This window comes from Lentzea sp. NPDC058450, from assembly GCF_042721395.1.
GTDB lineage: Bacteria > Actinomycetota > Actinomycetes > Mycobacteriales > Pseudonocardiaceae > Lentzea.
In genome coordinates, this window is the sequence record NZ_JBHXLO010000020.1 from 149805 (window position 1) to 168335 (window position 18531).

The following is an 18531-nucleotide window of genomic DNA, read 5'->3' on the forward strand; positions in this document are numbered from 1 at the left end:
CGAGGCTCCGCACGTCCTCCCCCTGCGTCATCGCTTCCTCCCTCACGCCCCGCAATTGGTGCGTTGGCAGTAGCTTCGAACGAGGTGGGGGCCAGACCCCGGAAAATTCCTCCGGGGTCACCAGCTGGCCAGCGGGGAAGGTGAAGCCATGCGCGGAATGACGAACTCCCTGACCATCGGCGAACGCGTCGCCTGGTACCGCCGGCGCCGCGGCGTCCCTCAGGAAGTCCTCGCAGGCAGGGTCGGTCGAACCACCGACTGGCTGAGCAAGGTGGAAAACAACCGGATCGACCTCGACCGGTTGTCTGTGATCCGCAGCCTCGCGGACGCGCTCGATGTGTCGGTGGGCGATCTCATTGGCGAGCCCACACTGCTCGACTGGAACCAGGACAGCGGCACTCGAACCGTTCCCGCACTCCGTGCCGCACTGATGGACTACCGCCAACTCACACCTTTGCTTGCCTCACCAGCGCCCACTGCCGAACCGATCTCGCTGGAGGAGCTGCGCCGGGAAGTAGCCGTGGTGTTCGAGGCGTACCAGGCATCTAAGTACGGGTTCGTGGCTGGCCGTGCTCCTCTGCTGCTCGCCGATGCGGTGCAGGCGGCGCAGACCTACGGCTCGGAGGCGCAAGGTCTTCTCGCCCTGAGCTACCAGGCCGCGACGTCAATGCTGACGAAGCTCGGAGAGACCGACCTGGCGTGGATCGCCGCAGAACGAGGGCTCGCAGCAGCACAACAGGCTGGTGATCCGGTAGTGCTCGGATCGCTGTTCCGGCTCGTCGTACACGCGCTGCTTTCAAACGGCCGCTTCGACTCCGCCGTTCAGCTAACCGAGACCGCCGCTTCTGTGCTGGAACCAGAGATGACGCACGCTGACGACAACATGCTGTCCATCTACGGAAGCTTGTTCCTCGCGGGCTCGATGGCCGCCGCGCGCTCTGATGACCGTCCGCGGACGCAGACGTTTCTGCGTGAAGCACAGGAAGCTGCAAACCGGCAAGGCGGGGACGGCAACCACATGTGGACGGCCTTTGGCCCCACGAACGTAACGATCCACCGCGTCGCCACCGCAATGGAGCTTGGCGACGTACAGGTCGCAGTGGATCTCGGTCCAGACGTTGATACATCTGGATTGCCTGTGGAACGCCAGGTTCGACACTCGTTGGAGACCGCTCGCGCACTGAGCGCATGGAACCGCGCGGACGAGGCCTTAGCAATCGTGCTCGAAGCCGAGCAGCGCGCACCCGAGCAGGTTCGGCATCACTACCTCGGGCGACAACTTGTCCTCACGTGGATGCGGCAGCAACGCGGAAAGCCGAGCCATACGCTCGCAGGACTCGCTCAGCGCCTTCGGGTGGGATGAAGCGCTGCGCCCGTAGGCTTCGCAGCATGGGTACCGACTCCGACCGGTTCGCGACTCCCCGAATGGCCTCCGGGGCGTTGTTCGTTGACGCCCAAGACCGAGTGCTGCTAGTCCACAAGACCTACAGCAACGGGTGGGACATTCCTGGTGGATACGTCGACATCGGTGAATCGCCGGCCACCGCATGTCAGCGGGAACTCTCGGAGGAACTGGGGCTAGACAGGGAGGCACGGCACCTCATCGCAGTGGACTGGGCACCGAACGAAACTGAGGGCGACAAGGTGCTCTGGCTGTTCGACTGTGGGGACCTTGGCGACGACGAGCAGCGCATCACGCTCGACACTGCCGAGCTTGACCGGTGGGAGTGGATACCAGCCGAGCGCGTGCCTGAGTACGTGATCCCCAGGCTTGCCCGGCGAATCGGCCAAGCGCTCAGGGCTCGCCGTAATGGCTATACTGTCTACTTGGAGCACGGTGAGCGTTGAGACAAGACCAGAACAGTCCTGAGGATTGCGGGCATCGTTGTGGAGCACGCACTCAAAGATGAGGCATATCTCGCCAAATCCACAGTTCGGGACAAATATCGCATCTATTGCCTTTTCTCGACGCCAGGAAGACCTTTCATCAATTCCGAAACACTGGCCAACAGAGAAGCAGCCTCACCCATCAAGCTGGGACCGGCAGCACCATTTTCATTTTGGACTCTCTCACCCAAGAATATTTGATCACCGAAGGCAACACGCTGCTCCCGCCTTTGATCTTCAGACAATGGCGCAACAAAGGCATCGAAAGTGAGGAGTCGAACTTCCAGCTGACGAGCCCAGCGCGCGAGCTCGCGATGCTTCGATGACTCTTTACCCAGGTAGGCCGCAAGGACAGCAAGTGGAATTGAGAATGTCAGTCGAGCCAACACGCTCGCGACCGTCGAGTCGGACTTTACAGCTTGAGGCAGAATAATTGCCGCCGCCAAAACTAGCACCATCAAGCAGCCAATTGCGCCACCACGAAGCCACTCGGCGCGACGCTGCTCGCCAGCTGCAAACTTCGAGAAATGGACACTCAGCACAGCGTCAGCGGCCTCACCCGCTGCCTGCCTGGCATCCTCCAATACAGAAACTACCTCGTCCCTTGCCTTCTTTGCATCCGAAACAATGCTACCCATAAGACCCAAGGGCGACCAGTTACCCTCCAAATAGTCCAGCGTCTCACCCTGCCGACCCGAGAGGCTTTTACGTTTGATCGCACCAAGGCACCAGTCAACCACGTAGGCGAACGAAGACCTCACATCGTTAGCTAGCGCACGAACGTGATCGACCCAGATTCCAAGATTGTCCTTATTCTCAATTTCCACAATTGAGCTCAAGTTCATCGATCGAACCGTTTTATCAAAGTTCTGAATTTTAGTCGACCAACTCAGGAAATCCGCGTCTGCAACGCCTTCATTCAGCGGTGAATTCTCAATCAGATCAAATAGCGTCGAAGCCGCGCTAAGCACTTCGGCAAGTTCATTCAATGCAACCCGCATGCGCATTCTTTCGGCGCTAGGCTTCAGCGTAGCCACAAACTCGGCAGCTTCCAAATTTGCCACACGCAGTGCAGCTACACTTCCGACAACGCTTTCATACTCCCCCATCAGGTCTACAGGTATCTGGATAGCCAATATCTTTCCCCTCACTTTCAGAGCGCGACTCTTCGATGACAAGTCGCTGAACAGGCAACCTCTGTTACCTGCCCTCCATACAGGTCGGTAGCCGCAACCGCGGGCAAGGCGCCACCCGCCGGCAACGCCCCGCTGCCGTTCACACTGAAGCAGCCGAGGAGCCCTGCGACATCCAGACTTTCCTTTGATCAAGGGGCCTTCGCAGGGGCACAGCCACCGCGAGCGATTGAGGGGTACACGTCCGGTGGGTCCACGATATTCAACTTAGTTGATAATCAGTGGCCACTCCCAACCACGACGCAATGCGCCTGCCTCCAGCAGACGAAAATGCGGAAGATCGCGCCAATCCTTAGGAAGGTCTACTTCTGGAAGGGCCTGGGCAACAACACTTTGCTTATCAGTGCAATCAAGAAGGCCGAGCTGCCTCAAAGCCATAGCTTGGTGAATAGTCATCAAAGCTCGATATGTAGTACCGTCCGGGATCTTGTCAGTCATCTCAGCGGCTTCGCGATATAGTTTCATGCCCTCTTGAAGGTTTCCGCTCGCGACCTCAACAAGCCCTATCGTAGCTTTCAGATAGAAGCTATCATCTCGCATTTTCGGATGCTTCGCGATCAACTGCGCCGCCGCATCCGATCGCCCACATAGGGCAAGGGCAAACGCCACATTGTTTAGCACCAGCGGAGAACCACCAAACCTCTGCGCAATCAGAATAGCGATCTTTTCATAATCTTGACCCGCCTGGCCGACTTGCCCATGAAGAACGAGCACATTGGAAGCAGCTTGCGGATTAAAGGGTTCAGACTCACTCCAAAGAAGAGCATACTGGAGCGCCTTTTCGAAATCGCCTTCCAGATAAGCCACCCGATGTTGCAGCTCGTACAGCCGCTTTGGTTCATGAGTCAGCGCAAGCTGGTCGACATACGACCGCAGCTCTTTGGCATGACTAACACGATCGGCATTAGCAGCAAATAGCTCTATCAACCCCACGTTGTCCGGCGACTTCCTTATAGCCTGACGTAGGTTTAGATAGATACTACGCTTCTGCTCTTCAATGCTTGGAAGTCCATTACTTTCAAGAACACTCAAGTGAGCTTGAATCAGCTCGGCGAACGCAGTATCACCAGATGAGCGAGCTTCAGAAACCGCACGCTTAATCGAGGTCGAGGCCGTTACATCTCGACCTGATGCATATTCAACCTTTGCGCGCATCATCAAAAAATCCGCGGTTTCAATGATGCCGGTTGATCGAATATACTTTAGCTCCGCCGCCGCCTCATCATATCTACCAGCGGCGAACATCATCTCAATCAGAGTGAAGGAGATATCTTTCCTGGAACGAGCCATTCTTGACGCTTGCCGAGCGAAGCGAATCGCCTTCGATGGAGATCCAAGCTGCCAGTATGCAAACGCCATATTGAGCACGGTCTCGACGACTTCAGGAACCCCTCTGTAGGCAGCCCGAAGTTCACGAAGCGCAAGCTCTGGTTCCCTGATCTGCAAATAGATGTAGCCTCGAAGGTTCGCGGCATCAGGCGATTCCAGTCCCTCAAGCATCCCAAGGGCCGATTCATAGTCATCGGCACTTGCAGCAATTCCAGCACCTATTTTGCGAAGAATCTCATGATGAGGAAGCCGTTCAAGCCACGATCGCACATCTGTACGGCGATCCAACCGGATAAGAAGACGGACAGCCGAAACCGAACTAGGAAGATCAAAACGCGCAGAATCCTGCTGCATAGATTCGACTACGGCCTGCAAGGCATCCTGCGTGCTCAGATACGCTTCATCAAGCATTCCAGCCGCGAACTGAGCGTGCGCTAGACGAGCGAGCGAAATGGCAGTACGCCGTTCGCGCACTACCAGTTCCTCACGCACCCTTGCATGTTTCTCAGCGAGGGTTTTCCACTCTTCTACAAGAGACTCGTCGCGCACAGCACCACGAGCGGCATGCTTATGTGGTGGGTCTGTGACCTCGAAGCTTTCCCCGACGTATTGCCCTCCTGGCTGAACCGGCGAAGCGGCGACCACCTGCGGCATCGTGATAGGAGATTCCTCGACGAGCTGCCCAATTCTGTTCATCAGTACCTACCTTTTTGCCGCAGAACGGGGTCGATCGACCGTTGCCAGAGTTCGAGTGAGAATATCAGCTTGATTGATCAGCCATTCAAGACCTGTCGTTCGAGCAGATCTTTTGCCCACCCCATTTTTAGGAGGACGGCGATCCGGATCTGGATCACAGAGTTGCCGGATCAGGGCTGACGCTTTGACCCGGATCGCTGACGGCACCGTCGCTTCGAAGAGCTCAAATGCGTCATTGTACTGCGGACGCAAGGAAGAAAGATCAATTGCGGCGTTTTTTCGAAGGCGGTATGCGGCACCCATCACCATGTCAGGATCAACCCCCAGCGCAAAACTGGTAATCGGCTGCCCGGTGCCAAACTCAAAAAGAAGCGAACCAAGCCCGTACAGGTCTGCGCATTTGTGACCGATGCGCGAATCTTTTCCCTGCAGAAGCAGGAACTCAGGAGGGGCAAACCGCATATCGCCGCGCCCCTGAATATACTCATGAGGCGAGTGATTGGCGGGCTTCGAAAGATCCCTTGATCGTCCAAGATCGCCGAGCTTGCAGTCCATCCCCTTCTTCGGAAGCACAAAAAGTAGGCAATTTTCGCTCTTGAGGTCACGGTGCACTATGCTCTTAAGGTGCATTTGATGAACCCCTCGAACGATAGCTCTCCACAGATCGAGACGTGCCATCCAACTCATTTCTCCAAGATGCTCGATTATCTCATCAAGCGAACCAGAAGAAAGTTCGAGAACGTGAAATCGGACCGGCACCTCGACCGCGATCCCCGTGCCAGCATGATTTAGCGGGATCGAAGTCTCCCCCGTGGAGACGATGTCCACGACATTGGAAGCCTTTTCCAGGATCTTCAAAAGAAGGCCCTCGCGCTCAAATTCCTCGGCCTGCCGTTGACCAGAGCCCGGCCTAAGCACCTTAAGTGCCACCAAGCGCGTCTTATCAGCGCTGCATCCTTCGAAAACGAGACCGAAACCTCCCTCTCCTCGAAGGTCTCCAACCGTATACTCATCGAGAGTTACATTCTGGAACAGCTTGATCCACGCGTCGCTCTGGCCCGTCAAAGCTAAGCTCCTCTTGTCTCACCATATCGCGCACGCAAGAGATCCATTTCCTCCGGATGCTCTTGCAAGATCCTGACAACGTCGTCAGGAATTCGCCCCTCGTCCAGCGCAACGAGATCGGACGAAACGCCATAGTAGTTGGCCAATTTTTCCGCAATCTCAGGTGTGGCACGACGCTCACCTCTCTCAAGTCGAGAGAGGTGCGAAGGCGCCAAACCCAAATCATCAGACGCCGTGCGCAATGATCGCCCCTGCGAGCTGCGCAGACGCCGCAAGAGGCCCTCGGCGGTCTTGTGCTCCTCGGTCATGTCACGACGATAGTCACGTGTTGCCAACTCTGGCAACAGCACGCAGGTCACATCTTGGCTGGTAGGACGTGGTTCACTGGGTTAGCAGACACCCCGATCGGAGTACCCCATGTCCCTCGACCGAGCCGCGCGACCACCCGCCGCAGCCTCAATCTGATCAAACTTATGTTGATCAGATTGAGGCTACTCAAGAGCGAAGGGCTTCGTGGTGCTACCTCCTAACGCAGGTCAAGCACACGATCGCCCCGCAATGCGCTTGCACTAAACGATCAATCGTCATACGTCACGATGCGCGTTCTATCCCCAGCCACAACAGCGGGCTGCGCGGAACATCATCACGCGAGCGTCCGATTGTTTGGGTGCTACCGACTTGCGGGCGAAGCCCGTCGAGTTGAGTCATTCGCCACCAAGGCACAGCTCCTACTCAATATCCAGGCATGTGCCGTTGCTGGTCCTCCTGTCGCTTTTGAGTCATCTGTTACAACCTTGCCGGGAATCAGGAGGTCCGCCGCCACGACTGTGGCGGCGGTTGCCACGGGATGCGTTCCGGCCGATGTGGCGACGAACGACGAGCTGCTAGGAATCTCGTCAGCGCCGCCGGCAGAGCAGCGCCGTACCTGCGGCCTGCCAACGAGCCTGCAGACACTCTCCGCGTAGCTAGGCGATGCAGCTAACGTCTTCGCCAGCACCTCCGAGGTGTGCTTCGTCGGCACGCAGTCGTCCACAGGCAGATTCCAGTGGCTGCTCGACGTCACGCCCCACACGTACCAAGACCCAGTCACCGCCCCTCAGCGTGTACCCACTCAGATCGCACATGAGGTAGATAGAGTTACGTGCTGTCACCCGAACGGTAGAAAGTCCAGCCTGCTACGCAAGGTCTGCAGGCGCCCTTCGCGGGATGCCAGGTCTCCCTGGTCGTTTCGGCGCCTGCGCGACGGGGCGTCACTTACCCGTACCTGCTGGCGCAGTAGCCCGCGAGACCGCGAGGCACTGCCGGCACAGTGGCGGCGAAGTTACGATCGACGATCATGCTTGCCCGGAGGTCGGCGACGAGCAGCCTGGCTGAGAGGCTCACCTGCACGGCCAGCAGGACGATGCCTGCAGAGGTTCTGGCGACATGGGCGGGCTCTCAGCCATCGTGAAGACCAGGCTGCACGATCTCATCGCGGTTCAACATCAAACGTCCGCATCAGATTGTCAGGGGACAGCGCTAGCGTCGCGGCGTGACACTTGCTGCCCTCACACGAGAGCGTGTGCTCGCTGCCCTCGCCGAGTTCGATGAACTAGGCAGGCAGGCGTTTCTGAAGAAGTACAAGTTCAGCAAGGCCAAGTCGTACTACCTGGAGTACGACGACCGGCTCTACGACTCGAAGGCGATCGTTGGTTGCGCCTTGGAGCTAGCGGCCAGGAACTTCTCCGGCGGCGATAAGTCGGTTGCCCACCGCCTTGAGCAGCCTGATCTTGGCTTCACGGTTCGGTACTTCCCCGTGCTTGCCTGGACGCGAGAAGAGATCGTGCTCGCGTGCGCTGTCGTAGAGGCAAACGGATGGAGGCAGCCCACGCGCCATGAGCATGACTGGCAGGTCATTGAACTCTCTGAGCTGCTGCAAGCTCCTCTGTTCTACCCTCTAGATCAGCACGGTCCCGACTTCCGAAGCCCTGCCACCGTTGGGCGTAAGACCGCTGACATCGCGACGAGCCACCCTGACTACCAGGGGACAAAGACCAGGGGCGGTGAGCTCACGGTCAAGGTAGTCCAAGACTTTCTCGCCAAACCCGATGAGATGCGAGCCGAGGCCGTTCGCGTGCGCGCGAAGCTCCTCGGTCACGTCCCGACCGTCGCGACAGTTGAACCTGGTCCCGCTGGACCTGGTGACCCGAAGGTGTTCGATGTTCCTGTAGAGGCGCACCGTGCAATGAGCTTCATGACGAGGCCCAGAGCCGATGAGCGGACCGCGGTCCGGCGGGAAGCCCAACTGATGGAGCGATACAGGGAGTGGCGGCACAAGGACGGATGCGAAGTCACTGGCAAAGTAATCGTTCTCCCTGAACGCACTATCCAGCTTCGCATCGACCTGTTCGACCTCGACCGGGCTGAACTCATCGAGGCCAAGGGTTCCGCAGGACGTGACTACGTGCGGACTGCTCTGGGGCAGGTCCTCGACTATGGCCGCTACGTCGACCACGAAAAACTTGCCGTGATGCTGCCTGAGCATCCCGGCAGCGACATGGTTGATCTGTTGTTGAGCTGCCGGATCGGCTGTATCTACGAAACGTCGAAGGGCAAGTTCGAGCGGGTTGACGCGCCGGCCGCGGACTGAGGCACAGGTTGTGGAACATGTGCGGAACGTCAACAGCTAGTCAAAGGTGGCTGGTGCTTCGAGCGCAGCTCAGGATCGTGCTCTGCGAGTGTCATAGCTCCGCACGATGGCACTTGAATGCAACCCAGCCGACTAGGCGCCATCACGACTAGACCAATCGCCTACCGACAGGGCCTGCTACTGGCGAGCCCGTTGTCACCAGCCATGCAGCCGAGACGACGCTTACGAGGAGGACTTCAACGTGATGCCATGAGACGTCTGGGCACCGAATTGCAGTTCACGACAGCCTCGCTGAGATCAACCAGTAAGTGCGAGACGAGTCCGGTCCCGTTCACACCGAAGAGGTCACTGGTTCGATCCCAGTATCGCCCACAGTGTGTTTTACCTAGTCAAACGGCCTGCCGATGGAATCCATCGGCAGGCCGTTTGCGTTGAGTAGGGCAGAACTGACCTGCCAACTCCAGGTCTGCAGACCTCGAATCTGCAGGTCAGCGACTTGTCACCCCTCCAGCCCGTGATCTATTCGCCTCTACCGAAGAGGTCACTAGGTTCGCTCTCGGGCATCATGCTTGCACCCGAAGCCTCTGACCTGCGCAGATCGAAGGTCTCTCGGTGCCCTCGCTCCCTGCCCTCGGAGCCTCGGTAGCAAAAGTGGTAGCAGAATCGCCTCGTTGCACGTCACATCAGCCCCGTCGACGCGGGCATCCGAAGCAGACCAATCACTGCCTTGGTGGTGTCGATTTCAAGGCCGTGAACGTGTACGGAGTAGGCCAACACGACCTGAGTCAGGCCATTCCTAAGGCCTGCACTGGGCTACTTGCCGTCACGATCACGGATGAGAAACCTGACTCGCGCAAACCTGCCGATGTCCTTGAGGTCGAGTAGGAGATTCTGGACGGCCTGTGTCACCCAGGCATGTTGGGTGCGCGGTTGCATCGAGAATGCGCATGCACCTACCGGCGTGGTGGGCAGCGGCGAGGATGTGCTGACCTGCACCGGTCAGCGTGACGGTATCGATGAAATCCATCGCCAGCACCACCTCGGCCTTGAGCGCAGAAACTCAGCCAAGGCGACGGTCGCTCGGTGCGGCACCGAGTCGACGCCGGCAGTTTTGTGTCCGGGCTGACCCGCAGCCGGAGTCGGCGCAGAGTTGCGCGGGCCGGCGGCGTCAGGAGCGCGGCGAGGAACGCCCTGTCCTCAGGTCGGAGTTGTGGGCGTCGGTCACCGCGTTGTCGTTGTAAGACGGTGAGTTGATGGCGAAGAGCAAGAATCTCGACGTCCTTCTCGCGGTCAGTCAGCGGCAGGAGCCGCAGCGCTGCGAAAGCGTGGGTGACGGCAAGGTAAGCGAAGCGGACCCGCACGGGACACGATCATGCCCGACGACCGCCAGCCACACCCGAGGCCTGCAAGCTGCACGGACGGACTTTCGGCACGCACAACGAGCGAGAGCAGCCGATTGCGAGTCGGAAACCGTTGCAGGATAGGAAAAGTGTTGTCAGCCTCGACCGGATTCTCCGGAAACCCGGTCTGACTCGGAAATCTCAGTCCAGCCGTATTCGCGAAGCAGGACCCCCGACTTGGCGTCGGCCCAGGCCTGCTGGAGGAAGTCCAGCGCGTCATCGGGTAGCTGCTCCGGATCGGCCCAGACGAGTTCAGTGCACTTGTGGGGTTCCCGGATCTCCGGCACGCCTTCCCAGACCCGCGTGGCGAAGAAGACGTCCACCCTGGGCTCTTCAGAGTTTCGGAACATCGTCCCCACAGGTGAGAGGGCGTCAGGGTCGACCCTGACGCCCAGTTCCTCGCCCAGTTCGCGCACCGCGCAGTCGGTCAGGGTCTCGCCGCGGTCGACGTGGCCGGCGGGGAGCCCGAGCTGCCCGTCGGCGTAGCCGCTTCCGGCCCGCCGCATCAGCAGGACGCGACCCGTTTCCGCGATGAGAAAGACGTGTGCTGCCAGTGGATAGCGGTCGTGCTTCTGGTCGCGTTCGGGCATGGAGCTCATGACGCGTTGTGGGGTGTGCGGTCGTGCTCTTCCTGCCTCCATTGGCCAGGTGGCACCCCGTGGTGTCGCCGGAACGCGGCCGAGAAGGCGTTGGACGAGGTGTAGCCGGTGCGGCGAGCGACCTGGTCGAGGTTCAGCTCGTCGGCGCGGAGGAAGTCGCGGGCGAGCATCATGCGCCAGTCGGTCAGGTACTGCATGGGTGCCTGCCCGAGGGCACGTTCGAAGTTGCGGGCGAACGACGCGCGTGACATCCCGCTCAGCGCCGCGAGTTCCGGGATGGTCCAGAGGTGTGCGGCGTCGGAGTGGATCGCGTGCAGCGAGCGGCTCAGTCTGGAGTCGGCGGCAGCCTTGTACCAGCGCGGCGCGTGCGGGCTTTGCTCGTAGGCCGCGCGCATCGCCATGACGAGCAGGACGTCGAGCAGGCGGTCGAGCACCGTCTGCTGACCCGGCGCCTGGGTGGTCAGTTCCCTGGACAGCAGGGTGATCACGCTCGTGAGCGAGTCGTGCGCGGCCGGGTGCAGGAGAAGCACCGGAGGCAGCGCCTCGATCAGGCCGCGGCCCACGTCACCTTCGAACGCGTAGGCGCCGCAAAGGAAGACGGTGGACGTGTGGTCGTCGCCGTTCGGGCTACCTGAGTTCTGGGCGAGGAACTGCTCGTGCGGCTGGCACAGCAACGGATCCGGCCGGTGCGCGATGTGGTGTTGTGTGCCGCCGAGCACGAGACACAGGTCGCCGGGGGCGAGTTCGACGGCAGCAGTGGGATCCGTCGTCCAGAGCCACGCGCGGCCCTGGACGACGGTGTGCATCGAGAGCTGGATCGTGCCGGGCAACCGCAGGCCCCACGGCGGCCGCACGACCGAGCGGGCGAAGACACCGCCGGACGCTCGGGTGCGTGCCAGGTGGTCCTGCAGGATGTCCACGACTTCGAGCCTATCCCTTCATGATCCGTCCAACCGTGCCAACAGGACGCTCGGATGCGCCTCCTACACGGACGGACTGATCCGTTCGCCGATGCCGAGCAAGTCCTTTCCGTAGACCTCGTAGCCGATCACCGGGTTCAACGCGGCGTGCCTCGCGGCGGTGTTGACGTCACGCCACCGACGCTGCAGCGGGTTCGACTCGCTGAACCCACCCGATCCGTGGACCGTGAGCAGGACGTCGAGCGCGTCACACGCCAGCTGAGCCGCCAACCCCGTCTGGGCTCGCATCCGCGCCCGCGTCGAGTAGCCGACCCGATGGCGTCCGGCCGAGTCGTCGAGCACGTCGGCGACGTCGGCCGCGTGCAACCGGGCGGTCCGCAGTTTCACCGCGGCCTCCGCCACCTGGATCTGAACACCCACCGACTCGCTCTGACTGGAGAAGAACGTGTGCTGCATCGTCTTGCCGGGAGCCTGACGCACCACCAGGTCGAGCGCGGCCTGCGCGGCGCCCAGGATCGGCCCCAGCAACGGCACCGTCGCCACCGGCGCGAGCGGGAGCCCGTACATCGGCTCGTCCGATGGCGGACGCCAGTCCCCTGCCCCCAGCCGGCCCATGGAGACGGTGAGGTGTTCCGGGACGAAGACGTCCTCCGCGACCCAGGTGTCCGATCCGGTACCGCGCATGCCGATCGACTGCCACGTGCGCTCGAGCCTCACCACCGAGGCCGGCACGAAACCGAGCACGGCGTCAACGACCTCGCCGCTCTGGTCTCGGACCGCGGCGCCGAGCGACGCCCACCGCGCATGTCCCGCACCGGAGGCGTAACTCCACCGCCCACTCATCCGCAGGCCGCCCGGCACCCGCTCAGCCAGCACCGGCGCGTTCCCACCCGCGATGTGAACGTCCGGCCCGGAGGCGAACAGCTCCTCCTGCCCGCGTGGTGACGCCTGCCCGGCGATCCACGCGGCGACCGACCCCACCGACACCAGCCACGCCGCCGAAGCATCCGCTGAGCCCAGCGCCTCGGTCACCTCCAGCACGGTCCGCATGCTCGCCTCGTAGCCGCCGAACCTGGTCGGCACGAACATCCGGAACAGGCCGGCGTCGGTGAGCCCCTTGTGAACCTCGCCCGTGATCTCCCGCGCCGCCTCGCCCTCCTGCGCCGAGTCGCTGAGCAGCTGGTGCAGCGAGCGAGCCCGGCCGACCAGCTCCTCCCGCGACGGAACCGGACTGTTCACGACGTTCCCCGCGGCGCTTCAGGCCAGCCCAGCGCGTCGAACACGACAAGCGGGTCGAGGTAGTCACGCCAGTGCACGATTCGACGGTCCTTGATCGTCAGCACCGAGATGTAGCGGTTGCCGTAGGCAGCTCCTGTCGTGGTCACGTGCCCCTGCGACGCGTACTCGAGCACGACCACACCGGTCTTCTGGTCGTGGTGCACGGCCAGGTCGTAGCAACGCTCCAAGCTGAACATCTCGCCGTACGGCCGGTAGAGCTCAGCCACTGCAGCACGTCCTTCAACGCGACGCGGGTAGCCGGGAACCGTGATGACGTACTCGAAGACGACGTCCTCGGCGAGCATGTCGAAGAAGTGCTCGCCGTCCACGAGCCCGGCCACGCCCTCCTCGATGATCCGGAAGAACGGGTCGAGCGCCGCGAACTCCTCCAGGTTGGCGATGGTGCTCATCGGGCGTCCTCCTGCCAGACGGAAGCGGATCGGCGGGCGAACTCGGAAAACGACCGCGGCGTCCTCCCAGTGATCTTCTCCACCACGTCCGTGGGACGTGCTCCCCTGCCGGACGCGACCGTCTCGGTCAGGGCGCGCATGACTTCGCCGTACTCGGCGGGAACGCCGTTCGCCACGGCCGCCGCCACCCACGCGTCACGATCGAAGTCGACGTACGCGATGCTCCTGCCAGCGGCTTCGCCGAGGATCGTGGCGACCTCGGCGACGCCGAGCGCTTCCGGTCCGGTGATCGCGTACTCGGCACCGTTGTGGCTCTGAGGATCCACGAGGGTCTCGACCGCCACCGCGGCGATGTCCTCGGCGTCGACGAACGCCTCGACGCCGTCCCCCGTCGGCAGGACGATCGCGCCGTCGACCGGCTTGAGCAGGTCGGTGAAGTTCTGCATGAACCACGCGGGCCGCAGGATCGAGGTGCTCAGGTCCTCCCGGCCGAGAAGGTCGAGCTCGACCGCACGAGGAGCGAGCTTCGAAGGCGCTCCCTCAGTTCCGTGAGCACTGAGCAGCGTGACGTGCCGGACACCGGCGGACTGCGCCTCGTCGAGGAACGCCGCGACGTCCGGCGCGTAGTCGGTCCTCATCACCGGCGGCACGAGGTACACGCGATCCGCACCGGACAAGGCAGGCGCATAGGAGTCCAGGTCGCTCCAGTCGAACCGGACATCGGCACCAGACCGTGCCGCGGTCCGAACCCACAGACCGCGAGAAGCAAGGCTCTCGGCGACGCGCGAGCCGGTACGTCCAGTGCCGCCGAGCACCAGGGCAAGAGCAGTTCGATCAATCATGGCTCAACCGTAGAAACAGCCCGTGAGCTTTCCAATGTTCGAGAAGCTCGATGTACTACGCGATCCGCTCATCTCAGCGGCTGAAAGGAGAGCAGCCAGCTGGTCAGGATCGCAGCTGGTCGCGACGCCGGGTGAGGTAGGCGGTCTCCGCCGTGTTGCCCGCCAGTGCGATGGCCTTGTCGTAGGCCGTCCGTGCTTCGTCGCCACGCCCCAGCCTGCGCAGCAGGTCGGCGCGGGTCGCGTGGAAGGGGTGGTAGGCGGCCAGCTTCTCGCCGAGTCGGTCGACGGACGCGAGCGCGACCTCCGGACCATCGAGTTCGGCCAAGGCGACAGCCCGGTTGAGGGCGACGATCGGCGACGGGTCGAGCCGGACGAGCTGGTCGTAGAGAGCGAGAACCTGCGACCAGTCGGTGTCGCGGACATCGCGGGCGGAGGTGTGGACGGCGTTGATCGCGGCGAGGAGCTGATAGCGGCCCGGCGCCACGCCGGAGACCAGCCGTGCACGCACCAACTGGTGACCTTCGGCGATCAGGTCGGTGTTCCACGCTCCGCGGTCCTGCTCGCCGAGCGTGACCAGTTCGCCGGCCGCGACCCTGGCGGTCCGGCGGGCCTCGGTGAGGAGCATGAGGGCCAGGAGCCCGGCCACCTCGCCGTCCGCGGGCAGCAGGGCGTGGATCAGGCGGGTGAGCCGGATCGCCTCCGCGGTCAGGTCCTGGCGCAGCGGGTCCGTGCCGGCACCGGTGGACAGGTAGCCCTCGTTGAACACGAGGTACAGCACCGTGAGCACACCCGACACGCGTGTCGGAAGGTCCTCAGTGGAGGGTACGCGGTAAGGGATCCGCGCTGCCTTGATCTTGGCTTTCGCGCGGGTTATCCGTTGTCCCACAGCGCTTTCCGCCACGAGCAGGGCCTGCGCGATCTCAGGCACGGTCAAGCCACCGACCATGCGCAAGGTCAACGCCACCCGCGACTCCAGCGCCAAAGCCGGGTGGCAGCAGATGAAGAAGAGCCGGAGCCGGTCGTCGTCGATGGCGCCGAGCGGGTCGTGCGGACTGTCGTCGTGCATGCTCCACGCCTCCTCGTGCTTGCCGTCGCGCTTGTTCTCCCGCCGGATGCGATCGATGGCCTTGCGGGTCGCGGTCGTGGTGAGCCACGCGCCGGGGTTGGGTGGCACACCGTCCGCGGGCCACCGTTCCACGGCTGTCGCGAACGCCTCGGCGGCCGCTTCCTCGGCGACATCGAGATCGCCGAACCGCTTGGTCAGGGTCGCGACCACTCGTGCCCACTCCTCCCCGTGGGCTCGGGTGATCACCTCAGCGACGTCGCTCATTGGAACGGACGCACCTCGATCTTGCGGTCGCACACCTTGGACGCCTCGGCGGCGAGCTTCAGCGCCACGTCCAGGTCAGGCACCTCCCACACCCAGACGCCGGCGAGGTACTCCTTCGTCTCCACGAACGGCCCGTCGCTGAACAGCGCCTGTTCGCCGCGGTTGTCGACGACAGTGGCCGAGTCGGTGTCGGCGAGACCGCCGGCGAAGACCCAGTAGCCCTCGGCGGTCAGCTTCTCGTTGAACTCACCGATCGCGTCCAGCCGGTCGGTGCTGCCGGGTTTTTCCTTGTCGTCGACGACAGAAACCAGGTACCGCATTTCCCAAATCCTCCTGTGCGGGTTTCGGCAACGTCAGTTCGGCCAGTAACTCGGGCGCCCGGCAGGACGGTAGACCTGGATCGCCACGCCGTTCGAGTCCACACGCGACTCGATCAGGTTCATCGCGTGGTCGGGGCCGTTCTGCGGGAACAGCCGCGCGCCCTGCCCGACGACCACAGGAATCACCATCAGCGTCATCTCGTCGACCAGGTCGTTCGCCAGCAACCACTGGATCAGCGTGCCACTGCCGTGCACCTGCAGCTCCCCACCAGGCTTGGCCTTGAGGTCCGCGACGGCGGCCTTGAGGTCACCGGTCAGGACGGTGCTGCCCGACCACGCGGGATCGGTGAGCCCGGTGGACGCCACGTACTTCGGCCGCGCGTTCAACGCCCGCATCACCGGCTCCGAACCCGGCACGTCCGCCTCCGTCAGCGACCCCCACGACGCGGCGAACAGATCGTAGGTCCGCCGGCCGAACAGGAACGCGTCGGCGCGCTGGTAGGTCTCGTTGATGAACGCCCTGGTGCCCGCGTCCCCCTTGCCACGCGCCCAGCCACCTCGTTCGAACCCGCCCCGGCGGTCCTCTTCGGACGCGCCACCGTTGGCCTGCACAACTCCGTCGAGAGTGATCTGGGTGATGGTCGAGAGCTTCATGATCGCTGGTCCTCCCGTTCGGCGCCGCCTCTCGTTCGGGCGGCCTCACCACAGCTACGAACGGAACGACCGCGATCCGACAGCTCCACCAGATTATTTCCAAGATTTCTGCGCGGTCCCATTTCCACAGGTTGGAACGCTCCTGCCGGGCATTGGCGAGCGAGCCGACGATCACGCCACCATCGGCTCCACCTGCAGCACGCCGGTGAACTCGCCGATGCTGCGGCTCGCTGAGTGCGCCCGTGGCGGTTCCAAGACGCCGACGCAGTGAACCTCAACAACGACCGGATGTGCGCCATCGCACGAGCACCTGCGGCCGACCCGCGTCCGCCAGAGGACGACCCGGCCAGCTCCTTGCTCGCCGAGAGACTGGACGGACAAGCACTCAACGCGGGACACGTGGTTGGCGCTTTACGCCAGACCCTCATCTTTCTCTCGATCAGTCGTACGCGGGATCCACAGCGCGGCGAAAGTGCGGGAGACGGCCAGGTAGGCGAAGCGGACCAGAACGGCCGCGATCACGCTGGATGGCGAGTCCTAACCACCGTCGTACGCTGACCTGTAAGGACGTACTCCTCGGCACGCACAGGGTCGGAGGTCGCCGTGGCCCACGACTCGACTGGGGCCAGAACACCTGCGAAGACCGCCGCCTAGCCCATTCGCTGATGCCGGACCGACGCGGCGCCGGATCGATGCCCGCTGCGTTCAAGATCCCCTGACAGCGCAACGGCGATGTGGTGGCCGAACCTGGCCAGTTGCCGGCGCAGCAATGACGTGGCGGACAGCAACTTCCAAGTCGCCTCGTGCAGCAGGGACACGATCACTTGAGCAGGCCCTCGGCCGAGGAGAGATGTACAGCCACGCTGCAGTGATGACTTGCCGGGCGGTGCAGCGTGGCCTCGGCCAGTCCATCTACGGAAAGTAGAGGCGCTGCTTCCCTTCAGCCTCGTTCGTCATCCATTCGGCCCACTCGTCCTCTACTCACTGCCAGATAGCGGAGCGATCACTGGGCCAGTCGCGGGCTCTTGCCGTGAGAGCGGTTTCACGACTCGACGATTGGTCCATACCTATTGCCGTAGTCCACACGGGATCGGTCGTACCGCGCACGACCGGCATGACAAGAGGAGTTCCGAATGTCGACACCCCGGTTCCTGAAGCGCGCCGGAGTGGCCGCGGCCGCGCTCGTCGCCGCCACCGGCGCGCTGGTGCTGCCCGCCGCGACCTCGTCCGCCCAACCGTCCACATCGGACGCGTCCTTCGTGGTGAGCGAGGCTCAGTTCGAGCAGATCTTCCCCGGCCGCAACAGCTTCTACACCTACAGCGGCTTGACGGCGGCCCTTGACGCCTACCCCGGCTTCGCCAACACCGGCGACGACACGGTGAAGAAGCAGGAAGCTGCGGCGTTCCTGGCCAACGTGAACCACGAGACCGGCGGCCTCGTCCACATCGTGGAGCAGAACCAGGCGAACTACCCGCACTACTGCGACGCCGGCCAGCCCTACGGCTGTCCTGCGGGCCAGGCCGCCTACTACGGTCGCGGGCCGATCCAGCTGAGCTGGAACTTCAACTACAAGGCCGCTGGCGACAACCTCGGCATCGACCTGCTCGGCAACCCCTACCTCGTCGAGCAGGACGCGGCCGTCGCGTGGAAGACCGGTCTTTGGTACTGGAACACCCAGAACGGCCCCGGCACGATGACGCCGCACGACGCGATGGTCAACGGTCGCGGCTTCGGTGAGACCATCCGCAGCATCAACGGCTCCATCGAGTGCAACGGCGGCAACCCGGCACAGGTGCAGAGCCGGATCGACAAGTACACGCAGATCACCGGGATCCTCGGAGTCCCGACCGGCAACAACCTGTCCTGCTGACCCGAACGCTGCGCGAGGGCCTTCCCCGGACGTTCAGGCCGGGGTAGGCCCGCGCGCAGCTGCAGGGCCCGACCCAGTCTCTTATACACAACGGACGCTGCCGACGAC

The 18531-nt window shown here is 62.6% G+C and carries 16 protein-coding genes; 4 read left to right on the forward strand and 12 right to left on the reverse strand.

What is annotated here, in order from left to right:
• Window positions 1-148 precede the first annotated feature (148 nt).
• Window positions 149-1363, forward strand: a complete 1215-nt coding sequence (locus ACFWNN_RS28675) for a helix-turn-helix domain-containing protein (RefSeq protein WP_382443034.1) — start codon at window positions 149-151, stop codon at window positions 1361-1363.
• A 26-nt stretch (window positions 1364-1389) separates the two neighbouring features.
• A complete protein-coding gene (locus ACFWNN_RS28680; RefSeq protein WP_382443035.1) occupies window positions 1390-1848 on the forward strand; it encodes an NUDIX domain-containing protein in 459 nt (152 codons plus the stop codon).
• Window positions 1849-1952: 104 nt separating this feature from the next.
• On the opposite strand, the gene ACFWNN_RS28685 is transcribed toward ACFWNN_RS28680, so the two are convergent.
• The 4 genes from ACFWNN_RS28685 to ACFWNN_RS28700 all read right to left on the reverse strand — a co-directional run bounded on the left by ACFWNN_RS28685 (window position 1953) and on the right by ACFWNN_RS28700 (window position 6478).
• A complete protein-coding gene (locus tag ACFWNN_RS28685; RefSeq protein ID WP_382443036.1) occupies window positions 1953-2996 on the reverse strand; it encodes a hypothetical protein in 1044 nt (347 codons plus the stop codon).
• A 291-nt stretch (window positions 2997-3287) separates the two neighbouring features.
• Window positions 3288-5105: a tetratricopeptide repeat protein gene (locus tag ACFWNN_RS28690; RefSeq protein WP_382443037.1), complete on the reverse strand. Its 1818-nt coding sequence runs from the start codon at window positions 5103-5105 to the stop codon at window positions 3288-3290.
• A 6-nt stretch (window positions 5106-5111) separates the two neighbouring features.
• Window positions 5112-6170 carry a protein kinase gene (locus tag ACFWNN_RS28695; protein WP_382443038.1) on the reverse strand — a complete coding sequence of 353 codons (1059 nt, stop codon included), beginning with the start codon at window positions 6168-6170 and terminating at the stop codon, window positions 5112-5114.
• A 2-nt stretch (window positions 6171-6172) separates the two neighbouring features.
• Window positions 6173-6478, reverse strand: coding sequence for a helix-turn-helix domain-containing protein (locus ACFWNN_RS28700; RefSeq protein ID WP_382443039.1), 306 nt, complete (start codon window positions 6476-6478; stop codon window positions 6173-6175).
• Between the two features lie 1223 nt (window positions 6479-7701).
• On the opposite strand from ACFWNN_RS28700, the gene ACFWNN_RS28705 reads away from it, so the two are divergent.
• Window positions 7702-8799 (forward strand): hypothetical protein, encoded by a 1098-nt coding sequence (locus tag ACFWNN_RS28705; RefSeq protein ID WP_382443040.1) that lies wholly within the window; start codon window positions 7702-7704, stop codon window positions 8797-8799.
• A 1495-nt stretch (window positions 8800-10294) separates the two neighbouring features.
• Here ACFWNN_RS28705 and ACFWNN_RS28710 read toward each other — a convergent pair.
• The 8 genes from ACFWNN_RS28710 to ACFWNN_RS28745 form a co-directional block, all read right to left on the reverse strand.
• A complete protein-coding gene (locus tag ACFWNN_RS28710) occupies window positions 10295-10789 on the reverse strand; it encodes an NUDIX domain-containing protein (protein ID WP_382443041.1) in 495 nt (164 codons plus the stop codon).
• A gap of 5 nt (window positions 10790-10794) precedes the next feature.
• The gene (locus ACFWNN_RS28715; protein ID WP_382443042.1) at window positions 10795-11718 is read right to left on the reverse strand and encodes an AraC family transcriptional regulator; all 924 of its coding nucleotides are present in this window, start codon (window positions 11716-11718) and stop codon (window positions 10795-10797) included.
• 63 nt (window positions 11719-11781) lie between these two features.
• Window positions 11782-12957: an acyl-CoA dehydrogenase family protein gene (locus ACFWNN_RS28720; protein WP_382443043.1), complete on the reverse strand. Its 1176-nt coding sequence runs from the start codon at window positions 12955-12957 to the stop codon at window positions 11782-11784.
• Window positions 12954-13406 (reverse strand): nuclear transport factor 2 family protein, encoded by a 453-nt coding sequence (locus ACFWNN_RS28725; RefSeq protein WP_382443044.1) that lies wholly within the window; start codon window positions 13404-13406, stop codon window positions 12954-12956. The genes ACFWNN_RS28720 and ACFWNN_RS28725 overlap by 4 nt, the downstream gene beginning before the upstream one ends.
• On the reverse strand, window positions 13403-14248 hold the full coding sequence (locus ACFWNN_RS28730) for an NmrA family NAD(P)-binding protein (protein ID WP_382443045.1): 846 nt from the start codon (window positions 14246-14248) through the stop codon (window positions 13403-13405). Before ACFWNN_RS28730 ends, ACFWNN_RS28725 begins: the two co-directional genes overlap by 4 nt.
• A 103-nt stretch (window positions 14249-14351) precedes the next feature.
• Window positions 14352-15578, reverse strand: a complete 1227-nt coding sequence (locus ACFWNN_RS28735; protein ID WP_382443046.1) for an RNA polymerase sigma factor — start codon at window positions 15576-15578, stop codon at window positions 14352-14354.
• On the reverse strand, window positions 15575-15898 hold the full coding sequence (locus ACFWNN_RS28740) for a YciI family protein (RefSeq protein ID WP_382443047.1): 324 nt from the start codon (window positions 15896-15898) through the stop codon (window positions 15575-15577). Before ACFWNN_RS28740 ends, ACFWNN_RS28735 begins: the two co-directional genes overlap by 4 nt.
• Before the next feature lie 33 nt (window positions 15899-15931).
• Entirely contained in the window at window positions 15932-16552 is a 621-nt protein-coding gene (locus tag ACFWNN_RS28745) for a dihydrofolate reductase family protein (protein WP_382443048.1), read from the reverse strand.
• A 1133-nt stretch (window positions 16553-17685) separates the two neighbouring features.
• Here ACFWNN_RS28745 and ACFWNN_RS28750 point away from each other — a divergent pair.
• The gene (locus tag ACFWNN_RS28750) at window positions 17686-18423 is read left to right on the forward strand and encodes a chitinase (protein ID WP_382443049.1); all 738 of its coding nucleotides are present in this window, start codon (window positions 17686-17688) and stop codon (window positions 18421-18423) included.
• Window positions 18424-18531 lie beyond the last annotated feature (108 nt).

What these genes read in the sequence shown, in the direction of transcription:
- ACFWNN_RS28675 (WP_382443034.1), top strand. Translation starts at nt 149, where the DNA reads ATGCGCGGAATGACGAACTCCCTGACCATCGGCGAACGCGTCGCCTGG.
- ACFWNN_RS28730 (WP_382443045.1), bottom strand. Translation starts at nt 14,248, where the DNA reads ATGATTGATCGAACTGCTCTTGCCCTGGTGCTCGGCGGCACTGGACGT.
- ACFWNN_RS28750 (WP_382443049.1), top strand. Translation starts at nt 17,686, where the DNA reads ATGTCGACACCCCGGTTCCTGAAGCGCGCCGGAGTGGCCGCGGCCGCG.
- ACFWNN_RS28735 (WP_382443046.1), bottom strand. Translation starts at nt 15,578, where the DNA reads ATGAGCGACGTCGCTGAGGTGATCACCCGAGCCCACGGGGAGGAGTGG.
- ACFWNN_RS28710 (WP_382443041.1), bottom strand. Translation starts at nt 10,789, where the DNA reads ATGCCCGAACGCGACCAGAAGCACGACCGCTATCCACTGGCAGCACAC.
- ACFWNN_RS28680 (WP_382443035.1), top strand. Translation starts at nt 1,390, where the DNA reads ATGGGTACCGACTCCGACCGGTTCGCGACTCCCCGAATGGCCTCCGGG.
- ACFWNN_RS28745 (WP_382443048.1), bottom strand. Translation starts at nt 16,552, where the DNA reads ATGAAGCTCTCGACCATCACCCAGATCACTCTCGACGGAGTTGTGCAG.
- ACFWNN_RS28690 (WP_382443037.1), bottom strand. Translation starts at nt 5,105, where the DNA reads ATGAACAGAATTGGGCAGCTCGTCGAGGAATCTCCTATCACGATGCCG.
- ACFWNN_RS28700 (WP_382443039.1), bottom strand. Translation starts at nt 6,478, where the DNA reads ATGACCGAGGAGCACAAGACCGCCGAGGGCCTCTTGCGGCGTCTGCGC.
- ACFWNN_RS28685 (WP_382443036.1), bottom strand. Translation starts at nt 2,996, where the DNA reads ATGGGGGAGTATGAAAGCGTTGTCGGAAGTGTAGCTGCACTGCGTGTG.
- ACFWNN_RS28740 (WP_382443047.1), bottom strand. Translation starts at nt 15,898, where the DNA reads ATGCGGTACCTGGTTTCTGTCGTCGACGACAAGGAAAAACCCGGCAGC.
- ACFWNN_RS28725 (WP_382443044.1), bottom strand. Translation starts at nt 13,406, where the DNA reads ATGAGCACCATCGCCAACCTGGAGGAGTTCGCGGCGCTCGACCCGTTC.